Raw genomic sequence first — 17,876 nt, 5'->3', positions numbered from 1 at the left:
AGCCGGGCGCTGTGCGATGATCGGCCGGTCGCCGAGCCGGAGGAGTGCTGTTGAAGCCGTACCCGTTCACCGCCGTCGTCGGGCTGCCGGACCTGCGCCTGGCGCTGGTCCTCTCCTCGATTTCTCCTGCGGTCGGCGGCGTGCTGGTGCGCGGCGAGAAGGGCACCGCGAAGTCGACCATGGTCCGCGCGCTCGCGGGCCTGCTGCCGGGCGTGGACGTCGTGGACGGCTGCCGCTTTTCGTGCGATCCCGCCGCTCCCGACCCGCTCTGCCCGGACGGCCCCCACGACGGTGCGCAGAGCCATCGACGCCCGGCGAAGCTGGTCGAACTGCCGGTCGGCGCCGCCGAAGACCGCGTCATCGGCTCGCTGCACCTCGAACGCGCGCTCGCCGAAGGCGTCACGGACTTCCAGCCCGGCCTCCTCGCCGCCGCACACCGCGGCCTGCTCTACGTCGACGAGGTCAACCTGCTCCACGACCACCTCGTCGACACCCTGCTCGACGCCGCCGCGATGGGCCGCGCGACCGTCGAGCGCGAGGGCGTCTCGGTGTCGCACGCGGCCCGGTTCGTGCTGATCGGCACCATGAACCCCGAGGAAGGCGAGCTGCGGCCGCAGCTGCTGGACCGGTTCGGGCTGACCGTCGAGGTCGCCTCCAGCCGCGACCCGGAGCAGCGCGTCGAAGTCGTCCGGCGCCGTCTCGCCTACGAAGCGGATCCTGACGCCTTCGCCGCGCAGTACGCCGAGGAAGACGCGCAGCTCGCCGCGGACATCGAAGCGGCGCAACAGCTTCTGCCCGCCGTCAAGCTCCCCGACGACGCCCTGCGCCAGATCGCCGAGATCTGCGCGTCCTTCGAGGTCGACGGCATGCGCGCGGACATCGTCACGGCGCGCACGGCCGTCGCGCACGCGGCCTGGGCCGGCCGCGACGAGGTGACCACCGACGACGTCCGCGTCGCCGCGCGGCTCGCCTTGCCGCACCGGCGCCGCCGCAACCCGTTCGACGCCCCGGGAATCTCCGAAGAGCAGCTGGAGCAGGCCCTCCAGGACGCGCAACCGGACCCGGGACCCGAGGACGACGGCCCCGGTTCGGGCTCGACGCCCGAGGAAGCCCCGCAGGAAGTCCCACCGGGCGACGCGCCGCAGGGGCAGCCGCAGCAGAACGCGGGCGGTCAGCAGAAAACCGTCGGCGCCGGCGAAACGTTCAAGGCGCGCGTGTTCCGCGTCAAGGGCATGGGCGAAGGCGAGCGCGGACGTCGCTCGCGCGCGATCACCGACAGCGGCCGCACCATCGGCGTGCAGCCCCCGAGCGTCCGCGACGGACGGCCGCACCTGGTCGCGACCGTGAAAGCCGCGGCGCCGCACCAGAAGTCGCGCGGTCGCGACGGCGCGGCCTTGAAACTGCGCCCGGAAGATCTGCGGTACGCGCTGCGCGAAGGGCGCGAAGGCAACCTCGTGCTGTTCTGCGTCGACGCGTCCGGCTCGATGGGCGCGAAGGCCCGCATGCGCGAGGTCAAGTCCGCGGTGCTCTCGCTGCTGCTCGACGCCTACCAGCGCCGCGACAAGGTCGGCCTGGTCACGTTCCGCGGGAGTGAAGCCGAACTCGCGCTGCCGCCGACGATCAGCGTCGACGCGGCCGCGTCCCGCCTCGAAGGACTCCCGACCGGCGGCCGGACGCCGCTCGCGGAAGGTCTTCTGGAGGCCGCGCGGGTGCTGCGAGTCGAGGAAATCCGCGACCCGCGGCGCCGTCCGCTGCTGGTCGTCGTCACCGACGGCCGCGCCACGAGCGGACCCGACGCCGTCGCGCGCGCCCAGGCCGCGGCCGGGTTGCTGGGTGGCGTGACCTCCATCGTCATGGACTGCGAAAGCGGCAAGATGCGCCTCGGCCTGGCCGCCGAGCTGGCCGCCCACCTCGGCGCGGAACACGTGCCGCTGGCCGACGTCGCCGCCGAGTCGCTGGCGAGCGCCGTTCGCGCCCGGACCGGGAAGGCCGCCTGATGCCCCAGGGAAAACCTTCGGTCGTGCCGGAAGACGGCCTGACCACCCGCCAGCGCCGCAACCGGCCGCTGCTCGCCGTGCACACCGGCGAGATGAAGGGCAAGTCGACCGCCGCCTTCGGGATGGCGTTGCGCGCCTGGAACCAGGGCTGGTCGATCGGCGTGTTCCAGTTCGTCAAGTCGGCGAAGTGGCGTGTCGGCGAGGAAGCCGCGTTCAAGGCGCTGGGGAAGCTGCACGACGACACCGGCCAGGGCGGCCCGGTCGAGTGGCACAAGATGGGCGAAGGCTGGAGCTGGGCGCGCAAGTCCGGCACCGAGGACGACCACGCCGAAAACGCGCGTGAGGGCTGGGCGGAGATCAAGCGCCGGCTCGCCGCCGAGGCACACGGTTTCTACGTCCTGGACGAGTTTTCCTACCTGCTCAAGTGGGGCTGGCTCGACGTCGAAGACGTCGTGTCCACTTTGGTCTCCCGGCCCGGGCACCAGCACGTCGTCGTCACCGGCCGGTACGCACCGCCGGAGCTGGTCGAAGCCGCTGATCTGGTCGCCGAGATGACCAAGGTCAAGCACCCGATGGACGCCGGTCAGAAGGGCCAGCGGGGGATCGAGTGGTAGCGCGCGTGGTCGTCGCCGCGCCCGGGTCCGGGCACGGCAAGACGACCGTCGCCGCGGGGCTGATGGCGGCGCTGCGCGCGGCCGGGCACCGCGTGTCCGGGCACAAGGTCGGGCCCGACTTCATCGACCCGGGTTACCACGCTCTCGCGACCGGCCGTCCAGCGCGGAACCTCGACCCGTTCCTGCAGGGCGAAGACGCGTTGATCCCGTTGCTGCGCCACGGTTCTCGCGGCGCGGACATCGCCGTCATCGAGGGCGTGATGGGCTTGTTCGACGGCGCTCTCGGGACCGAGGGCTACGCCTCGACCGCGCACGTCGCGCGGCTGCTGGACGCGCCGGTGGTACTGGTCGTGGACGCGTCGGCGGCGTCCCGCAGCGTCGCGGCGACCGTGCTCGGGTTCGCTTCGTACGACACGCGTGTGCGGCTCGCCGGGGTGATCCTCAACAAGCTGGGCTCGCAGCGGCACCTCGACGAGATCGCGTCCGCGCTGGAAGCCACCGGCGTCCCGCTGCTGGGAGCGTTGTACCGCAACGAAGAGATTCACGCGCCGAGCCGGCACCTGGGGCTCGTCCCGGCGGCGGAACGGGCGGCCGAAGCGCGGCACGTGCTGCCGGCGCTGGCCGCGTGGGTTTCCGACGGGGTCGACCTGGAAGCGATCGTCCAGATCGCTTCGGCGGCACCGCCGTTGTCCGCGCCGGCCTGGGAACCGTCCGGAGTGGACGGTCCGCGGGTGACGGTCGCGGTCGCCGGGGGACCGGCGTTCACTTTCCGCTACACCGAAAACGTCGAGCTGCTGGCCGCCTGCGGCGTCGACGTGGTCGACATCGATCCGTTGCGGGACACGGCATTGCCCGAGGGCTGTGCCGGGCTGTACTTCGGCGGCGGGTTCCCCGAGGTGCACGCGGCGGAGCTGTCGGCGAACACGGCGTTGCGCGCCGAAGTGGCTTCGGCGATCTCCCGGGGCATGCCGGTCAGCGCGGAGTGTGCGGGGCTGCTGTACCTGTGCCAGTCGCTGGACGGCGTCCCGATGGTCGGCGCGGTCCCCGCGGACGCGAAGATGACCGCCCGCGGCAAGCTCGGTTACCGGCGCGCGGTCGCCGTCGAGGACAACGTGCTGGCCACGGCCGGGCAGCGCGTCACCGGGCACGAGTTCCACCGCACCGAAGTGACGCCCTCGCACGGGACTTCGGCGGCGTGGGGCTGGGACCGGCAGCTGGACGGCTTTGCGTCGCCGACGTTGCACGCGTCCTACCTGCACGTCCACTGGGCCGGGTACCCCGAGCTGGCCCACCGGTTCGCGGCGCGGGTCCGGGCTCATGCCTGAGTACGACCTGCACCACCACGGCGATCGCGAGGTCGGGCCGGGGCTGGTCGACCTCGCCGTGAACGTCCGGCTGCCGCGGCCACCCGCTTGGCTGCGGGACGAACTGGCGTCCGCTTTGGACTCCCTGGCGGCTTATCCGTCCACTGAGGACGCCGTCGCGGCCGTTGCCGCTCGCCACGGCCGTCTTGCTTCGGAGGTGCTGGTCACCGCGGGTGCGGCGGAGGCGTTCACGCTGCTGGCGTCGGCGTTCCGGCCCCGGCGTGCGGTGGTCGTGCACCCGCAGTTCACCGAGCCCGAGGCGGCGTTGCGGGCGGCGGGTCATGACGTCTCGCGCGTGATCCTGTCCGAAGCGGACGGTTTCGTGCTGGACCCGGCGCTGGTTCCTGTTGACGCCGACCTGGTGTTCGTCGGCAATCCGACGAACCCGACGTCCGTGCTGCACCCGGCGTCGTCGCTGCTTTCCCTGACGCGACCCGGGCGGCTGCTGGTGGTGGACGAGGCGTTCCTGGACGCGATCCCGGGCGAGGCCGAGAGCCTGGCGTCCGGGTTTCCCGGGGTCGTCGTGCTGCGCAGCCTGACGAAGACGTGGGGCCTGGCCGGGCTGCGGGCGGGGTACGTGCTCGCTTCGGCGGACGTCGTCGAGCGGCTGCGCGCGGTGCAGGTGCCGTGGTCGGTGTCCACTTTGGCCGGGGTGGCGACGGTGGCCTGCTGCCGCCCGGCCGCCCTGGAGGAAGCGGAAAAGCTGGCGACCGCGGCGGAGTCGGACCGCGAGTACCTGGTGTCGGGTCTGACGGCGGCGGGCGTGCCGGTGCTGGGCGACCCCCGCGGCCCGTTCGTGCTGGTGCGCGTCCCCGACGGCGCTTCCCTGCGCGCGCGCCTGCGTGAAGCGGGCTACGCGGTGCGGCGGGGGGACACGTTCCCCGGCCTCGGCCCGGACCACGTGCGCTTGGCGGTCCGCGACCGCGCGACGACGGACGCGTTCCTGACCGAGTTGCGGAAAATCTTGTAAACACCGACAGGGGGCTGTCGTCACCGCCGCCGAAAGTGGGTGCAGCCGGGAAACGCCCGGCGCCCCAGCGGAAGGAACGACATGCCCGGATTCAACGACGTCGCCTGGTTCGAGATCGGCACCGACGACCCGGCGACCGCCGAACGGTTCTACGGCGACGTCTTCGGCTGGAAGGTCGCGCAGGACGACACGGCGAGCACCGACACCGCCTACCGCGTCGTCGACACCGGCGGCTCGCGCGGCGGTCTGTTCACGGGCCAGGAGAACTACGCGATCTTCACCGTGCTGGTCGAGGATGTCGACGCGACCTGCCGCCAGGTCGAGAAGGCCGGCGGCCGGGTGCAGCGGCCGCCGAGCGTCAACCCGGTCGGCGTGACGTTCGCGCACGTGCTCGACCCGGCCGGCAACCACTTCTCGGTGTTCACCCCGCCAAAGTGAGCTGCTCGACGTCGCCGTAGGGGATGTCGAGGTCCTCGGGCCGCAGCCGGCGCAGCGGCGGGACCTCGGCCAGCACGGAGAAGGAGGTGATGCGGTCGGTGCGGAACGCCCGGATCTCCCGGCGCAGCCGGCACCAGGCGATGAGGTACCAGTGCTCGGGCTTGCCGACGTAGCCGAGCGGCTCGATTTCCCGGCGGGTGGCCGTGCCCGCGCGGTCGGTGTACCGGATGCGCAGGACGCGGCGGATGCTCAGCACCTGCGGCATCGGCGGGACGGGCTCGCCGCCGAGCAGGTGGACGCTGAGGGCGAGGTTCTTCGCCGCGGTCGCGTCCTCCTGCCGCATCGCGGCGACGAGCTTGCGCAGCGCGGAACGCCCTTCCTCCCGGAAGGGGGTGCCGTCGAGGTGTTTCAGCGCGAGGGCCATGGCGACGGCCTCGGCGGGCGTCAGGTTGACCGGCGGCATCGTGTGCGCCTTGTCGAGGCAGTACCCGCCGGTGCGGCCGGTCTCGGCGTAGATGGGCACGCCGGACTGCTGCAGCGCGCTGATGTCCCGTTCGACGGTGCGGACGCTCACCTCGAACCGGGACGCGAGCCAGCGCGCGCTGCGCGGACGAGGGGAGACAGCACGAAGTTCTTCGACGAGCGCGTACAGCCGATCGGTTCGGTTCACGCGTCGCACTCTAGGAAGGGGGTACGACAGTTTCAGACGAGCGCGAGCAGCGCGGCCGCAACGGCGACTTCGACACAAGCGCCGAGAACGTCCCCGGTGACACCGCCGAGCCGCTTGGTGCACCGCCACAGGAGCGCACCGGCAACGGCATAGGCGACGGCGACGGCGACGGGCCCACGCCACCACGGAAGCCCGGGCAACAAGGTGGCGAGCCCAGCGGCGGCGAGCCCGACGCCGACGGCGGCGGCGCGGGGAACCGAGCCGGCGACGGTGGCGCCCAGACCCTCCGGCCGAGCTGAGGGGACACCACGGGCGCAGGCGAGCGAGAGGGTGCACCGCCCGATGAGGACGCCGGCGGCCGCGGTGACCGGACCGGCGGCGGTCAGGGCGCCGACCTGGACGAGGAGGACGAAGACAAGCGTGGCAACCCCGGTGGGCCCGGAGTCCCCGCGGCGCATGACGTCGAGAGCCTTGGCGCGGTCGTAAGAGGCACCAAGTCCATCGGCGGTATCGGCGAGCCCATCGAGGTGCAGCCCCCGGCTGCCCAGGGCGACAACCCCGAGCGCGAGGGCGGCAGTAGCGAGAGAAGGGAGGTGAACGGCAAGTCCACCGGCGACAACAAGCCCGGCGGCCACGGCAAGCGGCAGCGCGGCAAGGGGAGCCAGCAGCATGGCACCCCCGGCCACACGCCGGTCGATGACGCGAGGCGCCGGAACGCGAACGGTGGTCAACGTCCCGACGGCCATCCGCAAGGAGTCCGCCCAGCGACTCACGCGAAGTGCTCCACAGCGCGACCGGACCGGACGGAGTCGTCTTCAGCGCGCCCGGAGTTGTCCACAGCGCGACCGGCGACGGCGGAGTTGTCCACAGATCGCCGAGCGGGGCTTTTTCCCCGGTGGGGGCCGATAGACTGGACAGGGGACGCCCCCCAGGGAGTGGCGGGGGCTGCCCTCATGCCAGGTCCGCCAGCAGACCCATGTCGGCCAAGATCGCGCGCGCGGCGCGGAGCGTCGGGACCGCCTGCACCGCCCCGCTGCCTTCGCCGAGCCGCAGCCCGAAGTCCAAGATCGGCTCCAGTCCCAGCGCCTTCAGCGCGAACGCCTGCGAAGGTTCCGTCGACCGGTGCCCGGCCAGCCACCACTGCTCCGCGCCCGGCGCGATGTCCCGCGCGACCAGGGCCGCCGCGCCCGAGAACACGCCGTCCAGTAGCACCGGGATCCCCCGCACCGCCGCCTCGACCAGGAAGCCGGCCGTTGCCGCGACGCACGCGCTGCCCAGCGCCGTCAGCCGGTCGAACGGGTCCTCCGTCCGGCCCGCCGTCCGCGTCAGGGCCGCCGCGACCGCCGCCGTCTTGCGCTCGAGGCCGTCCGCGTCGACGCCGGTCCCTGTGCCGACCACCTCGGCGGCCGGCAGCCCCAGCGAGGCCGCCACCAGCGCCGCGCACATCGCCGTGTTGCCGATCCCCATGTCGCCCGGGATCAGCACGTCCGCGTCCGCTTCCTCGCGGGCGATCGCCCGGCCGGCCTCGAAGGCCGCCCGCGCCTCACCCGGCAGCAGCGCGTCCTCGACGTCGATCGAGCCCGAACCGCGGCGGATCTTGTGCGCGGTGACCTCGGGCGGTACGTCCGCGCCGTCCCAGTCGACGCCCAAGTCGGCCACGCGCACCTTCGCCCCGACCTGCGCGGCCAGCACGCTGACGCCGCTCTTGCCCGCCAGGAACACCCGCACCATCGCCGCGGTCACCTCGCGCGGGTACGCCGACAGCGCCGACACGCCGTGGTCGCCCGCGAAGACGACCACCCGGACGTCGTCCAGCGGCCGCGGCGGCACGCTCCCGTGCGCCGCGGCCAGCCAAGCGGCGATCTCCTCCAGCCTGCCGAGCGAGCCGAGCGGCTTGACCAGGCCGTCGAGCCGCTCCTGCGCGGCGGCGCGGGCGGCGGCATCGGGGACGGGTACGTCGAACACGGGCGCCTCCTGGCTACAGGTCGAGCGCCCGGCCCGCGACGACCAGCACGACCCGGTCGGCGTCGGCGGACACCCGGTTGTTGAGTGCGCCCAGCACATCACGGAACAGCCGTCCGGACGACGTTGCGGGCACCACACCGCTGCCGACCTCGTTGCTGACCGCGACCACCGGCACCCGCGCCGCGGCCCACGCGGCGAGGAAGTCTTCGAGCCGGTCGTCCAGCCGGTGCTCCCAGCCCGGCTTCTGCTTCCACGCGCCGACGTCGTCCAGCACGCGGGACAGCCACGTGCCGAGGCAGTCGATCAGCAGCGGTTCGGTCGCCTTCCGGAGGGTGCCCGCGAGGTCGGTGGTCTCGACGGTCTTCCAGTGCGACGGCCGCCGAGCCTGGTGCGCGGCCACCCGCGCGGCCCATTCCGGGTCGTCTTCGCCGGCGGGGAGGCCGGGCGCGACGTAGACCAGGTGCGGGTGGCCGGCGACGAGCCGTTCGGCGTGCCGCGACTTCCCCGAGCGGACGCCGCCGAGGACGAGCACCTTGCCTTCGTCGCGGCCGTACCGGCGGAGGGCGCGTGCCAGGGTCTCGAGGTAGCCCGCGAGGCGGGCCGTCAGCCTCGCCGACGTCTTTTTTCCCGCGGAGGCGGTGGGCACAGTCATACCCGGCATTGTGGTGCACGCGCTACCGTGCGCCACGTGCCACTCCGTCTAGGGACAACCGCTGCCGGACTCGTTACCGGATACGCCGCCGACACCCTGTTCGGCGACCCCCGACGGGGTCACCCGGTCGCGTTGTTCGGCTCGGCGGCGGCACGCCTCGAACGTCTCGTGTGGGCGGACTCGAAGCCGCGCGGAGCCGTGTACGCGGGGTTGTGCTCCTTCGGCGCCGTCGGCCTCGGAGTCGCGCTTCAGACGGCGACGCGGCGAAGCCCCTTCGCGCGCTTCTCGCTCACGGCGGTGTGTACGTGGGTCGTGCTCGGCGGCCGGGGCCTCGCCGCCGAAGGCGCCGAAATGGCCAGGCTGCTCGAAGCGGACGAAGTACCTTCGGCGCGTAAGCGGCTTTCGCACCTGTGCGCGCGCGACGCGACGACGCTCGACTCAGCCGAGCTCACCCGCGCGGCGACCGAGTCGATCGCCGAGAACACGTCGGACGCCGTGGTCGCCCCGTTGTTCTGGGGCGCGGTCGCCGGAATGCCGGGACTGCTCGGCTACCGGGCGCTGAACACGCTGGACGCAATGGTCGGCTACCGGTCACCGCGCTACGGCCGGTTCGGCTGGGCCGCGGCCCGCGCCGACGACGTGGCCAACTTGGTGCCATCGCGGATCGGCGCGGCAATCACGGCGCTGTGCGCACCATTGGCGGGAGGACGCGCAGGCGAGGCGTGGCGCATCTGGCGCCGAGACGGCAGCCGCCACCCAAGCCCGAACGCGGGCCAGGTCGAGGCGGCATTCGCGGGAGCGCTGAACATCCGGCTGGGCGGGACGAACAGCTACGGCGGCGAGTTGGAGAGCCGCGCCCGGCTGGGCGAGGGACGCGACCCGCAACCGGTCGACCTGCGCCGAGCAGTGCGCCTATCGCGCCTGGTCGGAGCAGCTGCAGCAGCCATCGCCACCGCCGTCGCAGCCCCCACCACTCCCTGGGGGGCGTCCCCTGTCCAGTCTATCGGCAGGGCGCGCCGGGGAAGGGCCGTTCGGCGATCTGTGGACAACTCCGCCGGCGCACTGCGGGCTGTGGACAACTTTGCCCGCAAAGCGCGGGTCGCGAACAACAGCACCCGCGCAATGGGGGCCGTGGGCAACTCGGCTGGGGCGGTGCGGGTCGTGGGCAACTTCGCCGGCGCACTGCGGGTCGTGGGCAACTCGGCTGGGGCGGTGCGGGTCGTGGGCAACTTCGCCCGCGCACTGCGGGTCGTGGGCAACTCGGCCGGCGCAGCGCGGGCCGCGGGCAACTCGCCCCGCGCAGCGCGGGTCGTCGACAACTTCGCCCGCGCAGTGCCGGCTCTGGGCAAAGCACGAGCCGCCCGGTGAGCGGCCTTCTCATCGCCGGCACCACCTCCGATGCCGGTAAGAGTCTCGTCACCGCCGGGGTGTGCCGGTGGCTGGCCCGGCGCGGGGTGCGCGTTGCGCCCTTCAAAGCTCAGAACATGTCCAACAACTCCATGGTCTGCGCCGATGGTGCCGAGATCGGGCGCGCCCAGTGGGTGCAGGCGCGGGCCGCTCGCGTTGAGCCCGAAGCCGCCATGAATCCCGTTCTGCTCAAGCCCGGCAGTGATCGGCGCAGTCACGTCGTCGCGCTCGGGCAGCCCTTCGGCACCCTCGAAGCCGGCGAGTACGCCACCGGGCGCGCCGGGCTGGCCGAGATCGCCTTCGGTGCCTTTCAAGATCTCAACGAGCGCTATGACGTCGTCGTCTGCGAAGGGGCCGGGAGTCCCGCCGAGATCAACCTGCGCGGCGGCGACTACGTCAACATGGGGCTCGCCCGGCGGTTCGGGCTGCCGGTGCTCGTCGTCGGCGACATCGACCGCGGTGGTGTCCTCGCCGCCATGTTCGGCACCCTCGCCCTGCTGTCGGCCGATGACCAGGCGCTCGTCGCCGGGTGGGTCGTCAACAAGTTCCGCGGCGACGTCGGCCTGCTGCGCCCCGGCCTCGACAGCCTCGAGAAGGTGACCGGACGGCCGGTGCTCGGCGTGCTCCCGTGGCTCGACCGCGTCTGGATCGACTCCGAGGACGCCCTCGCCGCCGCGGGGTGGCGCCGGGAGGCCCACGGCCGCGGTCTGCGGGTGGCCGTCGTGCGGTTCCCGCGCGCGTCCAACGCCACCGACGTCGACGCGCTCGCCGCCGAACCCGGTGTCACCGTCACGCTCACCGCCGACCCGGACACCGTCGCGGACGCCGACGTCGTCGTGCTGCCCGGGTCGCGTGCCACCGTCACCGACCTCGCCTGGCTGCGCGAGCGCGGCCTCGACACGGCGGTCGCGGCCCGCGTGGCCGCCGGACGTCCGGTGCTCGGCATCTGCGGTGGCTACCAGATGCTCGCCGAGTCCATTGTGGACGACGTCGAGTCCGGTGCGGGCGAGGTGCCCGGTCTCGGCCTGCTGCCGGCTCGGGTGACGTTCGCCGAAGAAAAGGTCCTCGCTCGACCAAAAGGGGAGTGGCGCGGTACCCCCGTCGAGGCGTACGAGATCCACCACGGCTCGGTGACCACCGAGGCGCCCTTGGAGTCCTTTTTGGACGGGAGCCGCCACGGCGCGGTCTGGGGCACGATGTGGCACGGGGCCTTCGAGAACGACGCGTTCCGCCGAGCTTGGCTCACCGAAGCGGCGGCCCAGTCCGGCGTCGAGTGGACCCCGGCGCCGGATGCCCCCGGCTTCGCCGACCTGCGGGAGCAGATGCTGGACAAGCTGGCCGACGCGATCGACGAGCACCTGGACACGGCGGCGCTGCGCACCCTGCTGGAGCTGGGCACGCCGAAGGACCTGCCGCTCGTCCCGCCCGGCGCGCCCTGACGGTCAGGGCCGCACGGGGCCGGTGAGCTTCCCGCTGACCTGCCGCGCGGTGCAGACCGCCTCCCGGGCCCCGGCGTTCCAGGACGACTCGGTCGGGACGTGCGCGGCGAACTCGATGCCGGGCGGCGTGGTGCCGCCGGGGAAGGACGCGGCCGCCGCGATGCGGCACAACGGCTGCGCCAGCTCCTGCAGCGCGGTGAGCCCGGGGTAGGTCTCGTACCCGTTGCCGACGTCGACCCGCGCGGCGATCTGCTCGTCGTGCGGCAGGTCGCAGGCGACCCGGATCACCTGCGCGCTGTCCGCGTCGGAGTCCAGGCAGTCGCCGACCGCCATGGTGTCGATGTAGTCCGGGGCCGCCGCCGCGTGCTTGGCCTGCTGCGGCGTGATCGCCACCAAGCCGCCGAGGGTCCACAGCGCGCCGAGCACCAGCCCGGCGATGGCCAGGCCGGTGCCGTCCCGGCCGGTGCGGCCGATCCGGACCAGGGCGCGGATCCCGAAGCCGACGGCGAGCGGGACCACCCCCAGCAACCCCAGGACGAACGCCGTGATCGCGAACCCGTCGGTCCCGGGGGACTCGACGGGTCCGCGGACGGTCGTCTGGGCATGACTGGACAGCGTCGAGCGCGTCTCGTCGAACACGGGTCCCCTCCGGAATCCCCCGACCCGGCGGGAGAAACCTTAGAGGCCCGAGATCACGAAGCGGCGACAGTGGCCTTTTTGGTCAGTGCCTTCTCGGCGAAGGCGCCGAACGCCAGTCCGAGCGCCAGCCACAGCGTCACCTGCGTGCCGACCGACGCCGTGCGGAAGCTCCACAACGTCGAGGCGGGGAAGTCCGCCGGGACTTCGTCCACCGCCGGCATCAGCCAGGCCGCCACGCCGATCACGACGACGTAGCCCGCCGCGGCCAGGAGGAAGCCGTTCCAAGCTCCGAAGCGGTCCGCGAGCTTGCGGCCGAACACCGTCGCGAGGATGCCGACCAGCAGCGACACCGCGACGAACCCGAAGTACAGCTCGGTGCGCGAGCCGATCGTGCCCGGCTGGCCGACCGCCGGCGGGTTGGCCGGGTACTTCAGGAACGGCACCAGGAACACCACCGCGAACGCGCCGCCGGTGAGCAGCAACGCCGTCACGCGGGGGCGGAGGTTGCCGAGGCGGCCTTGGGCGAACGCGAAAGCCAGCGAAAGCAGGCCGCCGATCGCGACGCCGTAGACCAGCACGCCGGTCAGCAGCCCGACGGTGCTCTGGATGTCCCGCGGGACGAGCTCTTCCTCGTGTTCTTCGGCCGGCGCGGCGCCGGCGTCGTGTGAATGGGAGTGGCCACCGGAGTCTTCGAGGCCGATGGCGGTGTTCACCGACGGCTCACCGAAGGCGTAGGCGAACCCGAACGCGAGCACGCCGGCGATCAGGCCCGCGAGCATGCCGCGGACCAGCAAGGTCTTCATCATGGGAAGTTGCGCCGCCGCTCAGTGGCAGGGGAAGGCCAGCAGGTGCCGGCCGTCGTGCACGAACTCGTGGACGTAGGAGTTCGCGAACACCGCCGTCGCGCCCTGCTCGGCGCTCACGAAGTACAGCGCGATCAGGGCGAGGAGCACCACGAACACCGCCCACGGCACGATCTCACGGATCGGGATGCGGATCGGGAGCGGGACGGCGGGAACTGCCGTGTGGGACATGAGCGTGGCCTCCTCGGGCTTTCGCGGCCTCATCGGGGACTGCACGAAGGGATCCGGGTCTGGCTTCCCCCTGGTGGGGTCACAGTGGCGCGACCGCGCGGACTTGCACCGCGTTCCGGAATCTCCTCGTCTGGCCGGTTGAGCGTAGGTCCGCCGTTTGGGCCGCGTCAATGTGACAATGCCGCGGTGACTCGAATGGTGGCGGCCCTCGATGTGGGCGGGACGACGATCAAGGCGGCGTTGCTCGACGAGCAGCTCCAGCCCAAGGCGACGCTGCGGGCGGAGACGGCACGCAGCGCCGACGGCACGGCGCTGGCCGCGCAGGTCGCGGAGATCGTGACGGCGCTGGCGGAGCAGGCGGGCACCGGGCGGCCGTCGGCGGTGGGCGTGGTCGTGCCCGGGATCGTCGACGAGGAGACCCGCGTCTGCCACTTCTCGGCCAACCTCGACTGGCGCGAGGTGCCGTTCGGCGAGCTGCTGGAGGGACGGCTGGGGCTGCCGGTGGCGTTCGGCCACGACGTCACGGCGGGCGGCATCGCCGAGTTCCGGGTCGGAGCGGGCCAGGGCGCGACGAACGCGGCGTTCATCCCCGTGGGCACGGGCATCGCGGCGGCGCTGCTGCTGGACAGCCGGATCCACCGGGCGCACGGGCAGGCGGGCGAGGTGGGGCACATCGACGTGGGCCACCCGGGCAAGTGCGGCTGCGGCGCAACGGGCTGCCTGGAGGCGATTTCCTCGGCGGCGGCGATCGCCCGGAGGTACACGGAGAGAACGGGCCGAGCCGCCGACGGGGCGCGCGAGGTGGTGGAGCTGGCCCGCCACGGCGACGAGGTGGCGGTGGCGGTGGTCCAGGACGCGCTGGACGGGTTGGGGCACGGGATCCGCACGCTGTTGACGTTGCTGGGTCCGGAGGTGATCGTGCTCGGCGGAGGGTTGTTCACCGCGGCGGACTACGTGCTGGAGCCGGTTCGGGAATGGCTGGCGGCGCATTTGACTTTCCAGCGGATGCCGGAGTTGCGGATCGCGAAGCTGGGCGACGAGGCCGGCCGGCTGGGTGCGGGATTGCTGGCGCTCGACTTGCTGAAGGACTGACGTGCCGCCAGGCCGTGAATGCCACATCGAAGGCTTTTGTCCCTGAATGTGGCATTCACGGCTTTTGACAACAGGCGCGCGACGCCGTCAGAGCGCCCGCAGGAAAGCCAGCGACGGCATGAAGAAGTACTCCCCACCCCGCAACGTCACTGCCTGCGGCACCGGCTCCGCCGTCTGCTGCACCGATCCGCCCCACTCCACCGTGTACTCCGAGGTCCCCCGCTCACCCTGGCCGATCACCGGGTCCAGTCCCGGTGTCACGCCCTCGACGATCGGGAAGCCCGGGTTGTTCGCCCACAGCGTCTGGGTGAACTCGAACTGGTTGCCCAGCACCGAATTGAACGCCATGAACAACAACCCCACGCCGCCGCTGGGACGCGCCGCCGGGGGTACGTCCGCGTTCGGGTCGTCCGGGCGCTCTCCGTACGTCACCCCGCGACGCGCCATCAAGTGCAGGCGCTCGCCGGAAGGGTCCTCGGCTCCTCCCGAGCCTCGCGGGTTCGTCTTGCGGATGTGCGCCTGGAACGGGCACTTCAGCGCCGCGCGGTCGCTGTCGTACGTGAAGTTGTTCGACACCGGGCTTTCCGCGCCGTCTTCGCGCTGCGTCGTCAACGGTGTTCCGTCCTCGAACCGGCCGATCAGCATCGCGCCCGCTCGCTCGCGGTCTTCCCCCGTCAGGCCCAGCGTGTCGGCCAGGTCCGACTCCGCCTGCTTGAACCGGCGCACGTTCTGCTCCAGCTTGCGGAACACGAAATAACTGCCGAAGTGCACGCCCGGGTCCGGGGCCGCGGTGTCCGGCACCAGCACCTGGGACAGCGGCGCCGCCGGGTTCCACACGTTGATGCCGTCCGTGTTGTTCTTCTCCGCGTCGACGTCCTCCGTGAGGAACAGCGGCTGGCTCCGGCCGTCGACGTACCCGAAGTGCTCGATGCCCTCGCCGCGCGCGTTCACGCGGCCCAGGCCCGTTTCCTCCGCCAGCACCGTCACCGAATCCGGCAGCAGACCGAGGATTTCGTTGCGCCGGGCGGTCATCGCCTTGTCCGTCGCGGCGCCGACCAGTACCACCGCGTGGATTTCGCCGTGGTAACCCGGATCGAACGTCGACCGCGGCGGGTCGTTCAGCCGCTGCCGGGTGTCCGGCGCCGCCATTCCACGCCGGAATGACTCGTCCGACGGGAACTCCGTGACGCCGAGGACGCCGTAACCCGCCGCGGTGAGCCCGACTCCGACGTACGGTGTGCCCGCCGCGCCGGACTCCTTGAACGCACCCACCTCCTCGAGGTGGGCCTTGGCGGATTTCATCTTCCCGGTGACCGAGACCAGGAACGCCCGCGCCTCCGCCGGGTCGCCGAAACCCAGCAGCAGCGCGGAAAGGTGGTCGCGGACGTGGGCCTTCAGGATGTTCGGCTGCAGTTCGCCGAGCATCACCTCGGCGTCCCCGGTCGCGGTGGTCCAGGACAAAGTGGTGGACAGATCGACACTCATTGCGGGCTCCCCTCCCGTGTGAAACGGGCGCACGCCCGCACCGAACCCCCTCGCCGGTGCGGTGCGTGCCCCCTGGAACCAGGCTGCCCTCGCCGTCCTGTCGCGTGCCACCGAAATCCCGGCATTCACACGAAAGATTAAGTTGAACGCGGAACCGTTCGCCCGCAACGAAAACGCGGGCCCCGGAACCGGGACCCGCGTCTCGTCAGGAATTGGTCAGTACCACCACTGCGACTTGCCGCCCGCGATGTAGTCCCACAGCTGCAGGCGCGTGCCGTTGGCGCCGACCGAACCCTCGCCGGTCAGGTAGCGGCCGTTCTGCGGGCTCTGCAGGCGCAGGTAGCCTTCCGGGTTCACGGTGTCGGCCCACCACTGGTTCTTGGCGCCCGCGCGGTAGTCCCACAGCTGGACCTTGGTGCCGTTGGCGCCGGCCGTGCCGAGGTCGGCGTCGAGGTACCGGCCGCTCTGCACGTTCTGGAAGCGCAGGTAGCCCTCCGGGATGGAGGTGACGTAGAACGCCTGGTTCGCGGCGTACACGTCGCAGTCCCACAGCTGCATCTTCGTGCCGTTGCCGCCGATCGTGCCCAGGTCCGCGTCCCAGCAGCGGCCGAAGGCGGCGGACTCGATCAGGTACGCGTCGGCCTCGGCGACCTGCGCGCCCGCGACCCCGGGGGTGGACCGGTGCGCGGCACCGACCTTCGCCGGCCGCAGCTTGATCCCGCCGGCCAGCACCGAGACCGCGGTCCCCTTGCCTTCGGCGGGCGCCGCGCCGGCCTGCGGAACGGCGACGAGGCCGAACAGGCCCGCCGCCGCGACGGCCGTCACCATCAGCCGCTTCATCTTCGTCATGCTTTCCCCTTTTCGTCGGTTCACCCGTGGTGACGAAAGGGCGCCAACCGCCACCGGGCCCGTGTGGACCCGGCGCGTGGACGTGCCGGCGAATCCCCCTCGTCGAGACCGTCAAACCCCCGAAAGCGGTCTCTCGGACCATCATTCAGTGCGGTCCCGTCGTCGTCGAGGTCATTTCCGCGAGGGGCCAAAACGCACGTCAGGCGTGTAACGGAACGGAACCGGCGCCGATAGAGGGGCAGACACCGGGGGGAGTGGCGTTGCGCATCGAGCTGACCTTGCCCGACCTCGTCCGCGTCGGGCTCGCCGCCGCGGCCGACCCGATGGGGGAGCTCGCCGCGAGCCTGCAGGTCCTGCAACGCCGCGACGGCGGCCGCACTGCGGCTTCGGGCGCGTTCAACCGGTGGCGGTACCGCGTGTGGCAGAGCCTGCCCGACTCGGCCGCGGTGCTGATGTGGCTGTGCCGTCCCGACGCGCCGCTCCCGGGATTCCTGCTGCCCGCGGCGGGGCGCTACGAACTGGAATCCGGGCTCGCGGCGGTGCTGAAGACGGATCCGCTGAGCCTGAAGACGGCGTTGCGCACCGCGCCGGTCTGGCGCGATCTGCCGTCGTGGGCGGCCGCGCTCGCCGACGGCGACACCGCGGGCCTGCCGCGATTGGTCCAGGCCATGCGCGACTACCACGAGGTCGCGATCGCGCCCGGCTGGGAGACGGTGTCCGGTCAGGTGGACGCCGACCTCGGGATGCGCACGCAGCTGCTGCTCCACGGCGGCGTCGACGCGCTGCTGACCGGCCTCCGCCCCCTGGTGCGCTGGGACGCGCCCGAACTGGAGACCGACGACCGGATCGCCGGCACGGTGCCCTCGGAGGGCACGGGCCTGCTGCTGGTGCCGACGTACTACTCGGTGTGCCCAGGCCTGGTCCCGGCGGCTCCGGGCGGTACGCCGCGGCTGCACTACCCGTGCGTCCGCCAGGCCGCGCCGCCGGCGGGCTTCGGCCGCGGTGCGCACAAGGCGTCGGAAAAGGCTCTCGCGGACCTGCTGGGTCCGACTCGCGCGGCTGCGTTGGCGGTGCTGGCGGTGGGGTGTTCGACGTCGGAGCTGGCGGCGCGGCTGGGGGTCACGCCGTCGGCGGTCAGCAAGCACACGACGGTGCTGCGGCGGGCCGGGCTGATCACGACGCACCGGGAGCGGAACACGGTGCTGCATTCGCTCACGCCGCTGGGAAGCGCGCTCCTGGACACTTGACGCGCGGCTCGCGC

General features: G+C 72.4%; 17 protein-coding genes and 1 pseudogene. 9 read left to right on the top strand and 9 right to left on the bottom strand.

The features are described from left to right. The first annotated feature begins 50 nt into the window (after positions 1–50). The 5 genes from ACIQWX_RS30210 to ACIQWX_RS30190 all read left to right on the top strand — a co-directional run bounded on the left by ACIQWX_RS30210 (position 51) and on the right by ACIQWX_RS30190 (position 5,383). Entirely contained in the window at positions 51–1,997 is a 1,947-nt protein-coding gene (locus ACIQWX_RS30210) for a putative cobaltochelatase (protein ID WP_400878062.1), read from the top strand. Next, positions 1,997–2,611 carry a cob(I)yrinic acid a,c-diamide adenosyltransferase gene (gene cobO / locus ACIQWX_RS30205; protein ID WP_400878059.1) on the top strand — a complete coding sequence of 205 codons (615 nt, stop codon included), beginning with the start codon at positions 1,997–1,999 and terminating at the stop codon, positions 2,609–2,611. The genes ACIQWX_RS30210 and cobO overlap by 1 nt, the downstream gene beginning before the upstream one ends. Further along, positions 2,605–3,936, top strand: a complete 1,332-nt coding sequence (locus ACIQWX_RS30200; RefSeq protein WP_400878056.1) for a cobyrinate a,c-diamide synthase — start codon at positions 2,605–2,607, stop codon at positions 3,934–3,936. Before cobO ends, ACIQWX_RS30200 begins: the two co-directional genes overlap by 7 nt. Continuing rightward, positions 3,929–4,945: an Rv2231c family pyridoxal phosphate-dependent protein CobC gene (cobC, locus tag ACIQWX_RS30195; protein ID WP_400878053.1), complete on the top strand. Its 1,017-nt coding sequence runs from the start codon at positions 3,929–3,931 to the stop codon at positions 4,943–4,945. Before ACIQWX_RS30200 ends, cobC begins: the two co-directional genes overlap by 8 nt. A gap of 81 nt (positions 4,946–5,026) precedes the next feature. Then, positions 5,027–5,383: a VOC family protein gene (locus ACIQWX_RS30190; protein WP_400878051.1), complete on the top strand. Its 357-nt coding sequence runs from the start codon at positions 5,027–5,029 to the stop codon at positions 5,381–5,383. On the opposite strand, the gene ACIQWX_RS30185 is transcribed toward ACIQWX_RS30190, so the two are convergent. The 4 genes from ACIQWX_RS30185 to ACIQWX_RS30170 form a co-directional block, all read right to left on the bottom strand. Next, positions 5,367–6,053: a helix-turn-helix transcriptional regulator gene (locus tag ACIQWX_RS30185; protein ID WP_400878048.1), complete on the bottom strand. Its 687-nt coding sequence runs from the start codon at positions 6,051–6,053 to the stop codon at positions 5,367–5,369. The genes ACIQWX_RS30190 and ACIQWX_RS30185 overlap by 17 nt on opposite strands. A 32-nt stretch (positions 6,054–6,085) precedes the next feature. Beyond that, entirely contained in the window at positions 6,086–6,799 is a 714-nt protein-coding gene (locus ACIQWX_RS30180; RefSeq protein ID WP_400878045.1) for an adenosylcobinamide-GDP ribazoletransferase, read from the bottom strand. A gap of 205 nt (positions 6,800–7,004) precedes the next feature. Next, positions 7,005–8,018 (bottom strand): nicotinate-nucleotide--dimethylbenzimidazole phosphoribosyltransferase, encoded by a 1,014-nt coding sequence (gene cobT, locus ACIQWX_RS30175; RefSeq protein WP_400878042.1) that lies wholly within the window; start codon positions 8,016–8,018, stop codon positions 7,005–7,007. A 13-nt stretch (positions 8,019–8,031) separates the two neighbouring features. Further along, the gene (locus ACIQWX_RS30170) at positions 8,032–8,670 is read right to left on the bottom strand and encodes a bifunctional adenosylcobinamide kinase/adenosylcobinamide-phosphate guanylyltransferase (RefSeq protein ID WP_400878040.1); all 639 of its coding nucleotides are present in this window, start codon (positions 8,668–8,670) and stop codon (positions 8,032–8,034) included. Positions 8,671–8,706: 36 nt separating this feature from the next. On the opposite strand from ACIQWX_RS30170, the pseudogene ACIQWX_RS30165 reads away from it, so the two are divergent. After that, a pseudogene (locus tag ACIQWX_RS30165) lies at positions 8,707–9,630 on the top strand (cobalamin biosynthesis protein); the annotation flags it as partial. A gap of 404 nt (positions 9,631–10,034) precedes the next feature. Further along, entirely contained in the window at positions 10,035–11,516 is a 1,482-nt protein-coding gene (locus ACIQWX_RS30160; RefSeq protein ID WP_400878037.1) for a cobyric acid synthase, read from the top strand. Positions 11,517–11,519: 3 nt separating this feature from the next. Here the strand turns inward: ACIQWX_RS30160 and ACIQWX_RS30155 are convergent, their stop codons facing one another. From ACIQWX_RS30155 to ACIQWX_RS30145, 3 genes are read right to left on the bottom strand one after another with little or no spacing between them, the layout of a single operon-like run. Further along, positions 11,520–12,155, bottom strand: coding sequence for a DUF4190 domain-containing protein (locus ACIQWX_RS30155; protein ID WP_400878034.1), 636 nt, complete (start codon positions 12,153–12,155; stop codon positions 11,520–11,522). Positions 12,156–12,208: 53 nt separating this feature from the next. Continuing rightward, complete coding sequence (locus ACIQWX_RS30150; protein ID WP_400878032.1) at positions 12,209–12,961, bottom strand: CbtA family protein; 753 nt, start codon at positions 12,959–12,961, stop codon at positions 12,209–12,211. An 18-nt stretch (positions 12,962–12,979) separates the two neighbouring features. Further along, positions 12,980–13,189, bottom strand: a complete 210-nt coding sequence (locus tag ACIQWX_RS30145; RefSeq protein WP_400878029.1) for a CbtB-domain containing protein — start codon at positions 13,187–13,189, stop codon at positions 12,980–12,982. Between the two features lie 195 nt (positions 13,190–13,384). Here ACIQWX_RS30145 and ACIQWX_RS30140 point away from each other — a divergent pair, with 195 nt between their 5' ends. Then, positions 13,385–14,281: an ROK family protein gene (locus ACIQWX_RS30140; RefSeq protein WP_400879751.1), complete on the top strand. Its 897-nt coding sequence runs from the start codon at positions 13,385–13,387 to the stop codon at positions 14,279–14,281. Positions 14,282–14,368: 87 nt separating this feature from the next. Here ACIQWX_RS30140 and ACIQWX_RS30135 read toward each other — a convergent pair whose 3' ends face one another. Together ACIQWX_RS30135 and ACIQWX_RS30130 are read right to left on the bottom strand one after the other, a co-directional pair. After that, complete coding sequence (locus ACIQWX_RS30135; RefSeq protein ID WP_400878026.1) at positions 14,369–15,766, bottom strand: Dyp-type peroxidase; 1,398 nt, start codon at positions 15,764–15,766, stop codon at positions 14,369–14,371. A 216-nt stretch (positions 15,767–15,982) separates the two neighbouring features. Further along, positions 15,983–16,615 carry an RICIN domain-containing protein gene (locus ACIQWX_RS30130; RefSeq protein WP_400878024.1) on the bottom strand — a complete coding sequence of 211 codons (633 nt, stop codon included), beginning with the start codon at positions 16,613–16,615 and terminating at the stop codon, positions 15,983–15,985. Between the two features lie 260 nt (positions 16,616–16,875). Between ACIQWX_RS30130 and ACIQWX_RS30125 the strand changes: the two genes are divergently transcribed. Continuing rightward, positions 16,876–17,862 (top strand): helix-turn-helix domain-containing protein, encoded by a 987-nt coding sequence (locus tag ACIQWX_RS30125; protein ID WP_400878021.1) that lies wholly within the window; start codon positions 16,876–16,878, stop codon positions 17,860–17,862. The last annotated feature ends 14 nt before the right edge of the window (positions 17,863–17,876 follow it).

This window comes from Amycolatopsis sp. NPDC098790 (assembly GCF_044759945.1).
GTDB lineage: Bacteria > Actinomycetota > Actinomycetes > Mycobacteriales > Pseudonocardiaceae > Amycolatopsis.
This window is presented reverse-complemented; position numbering and strand designations above follow the sequence as displayed.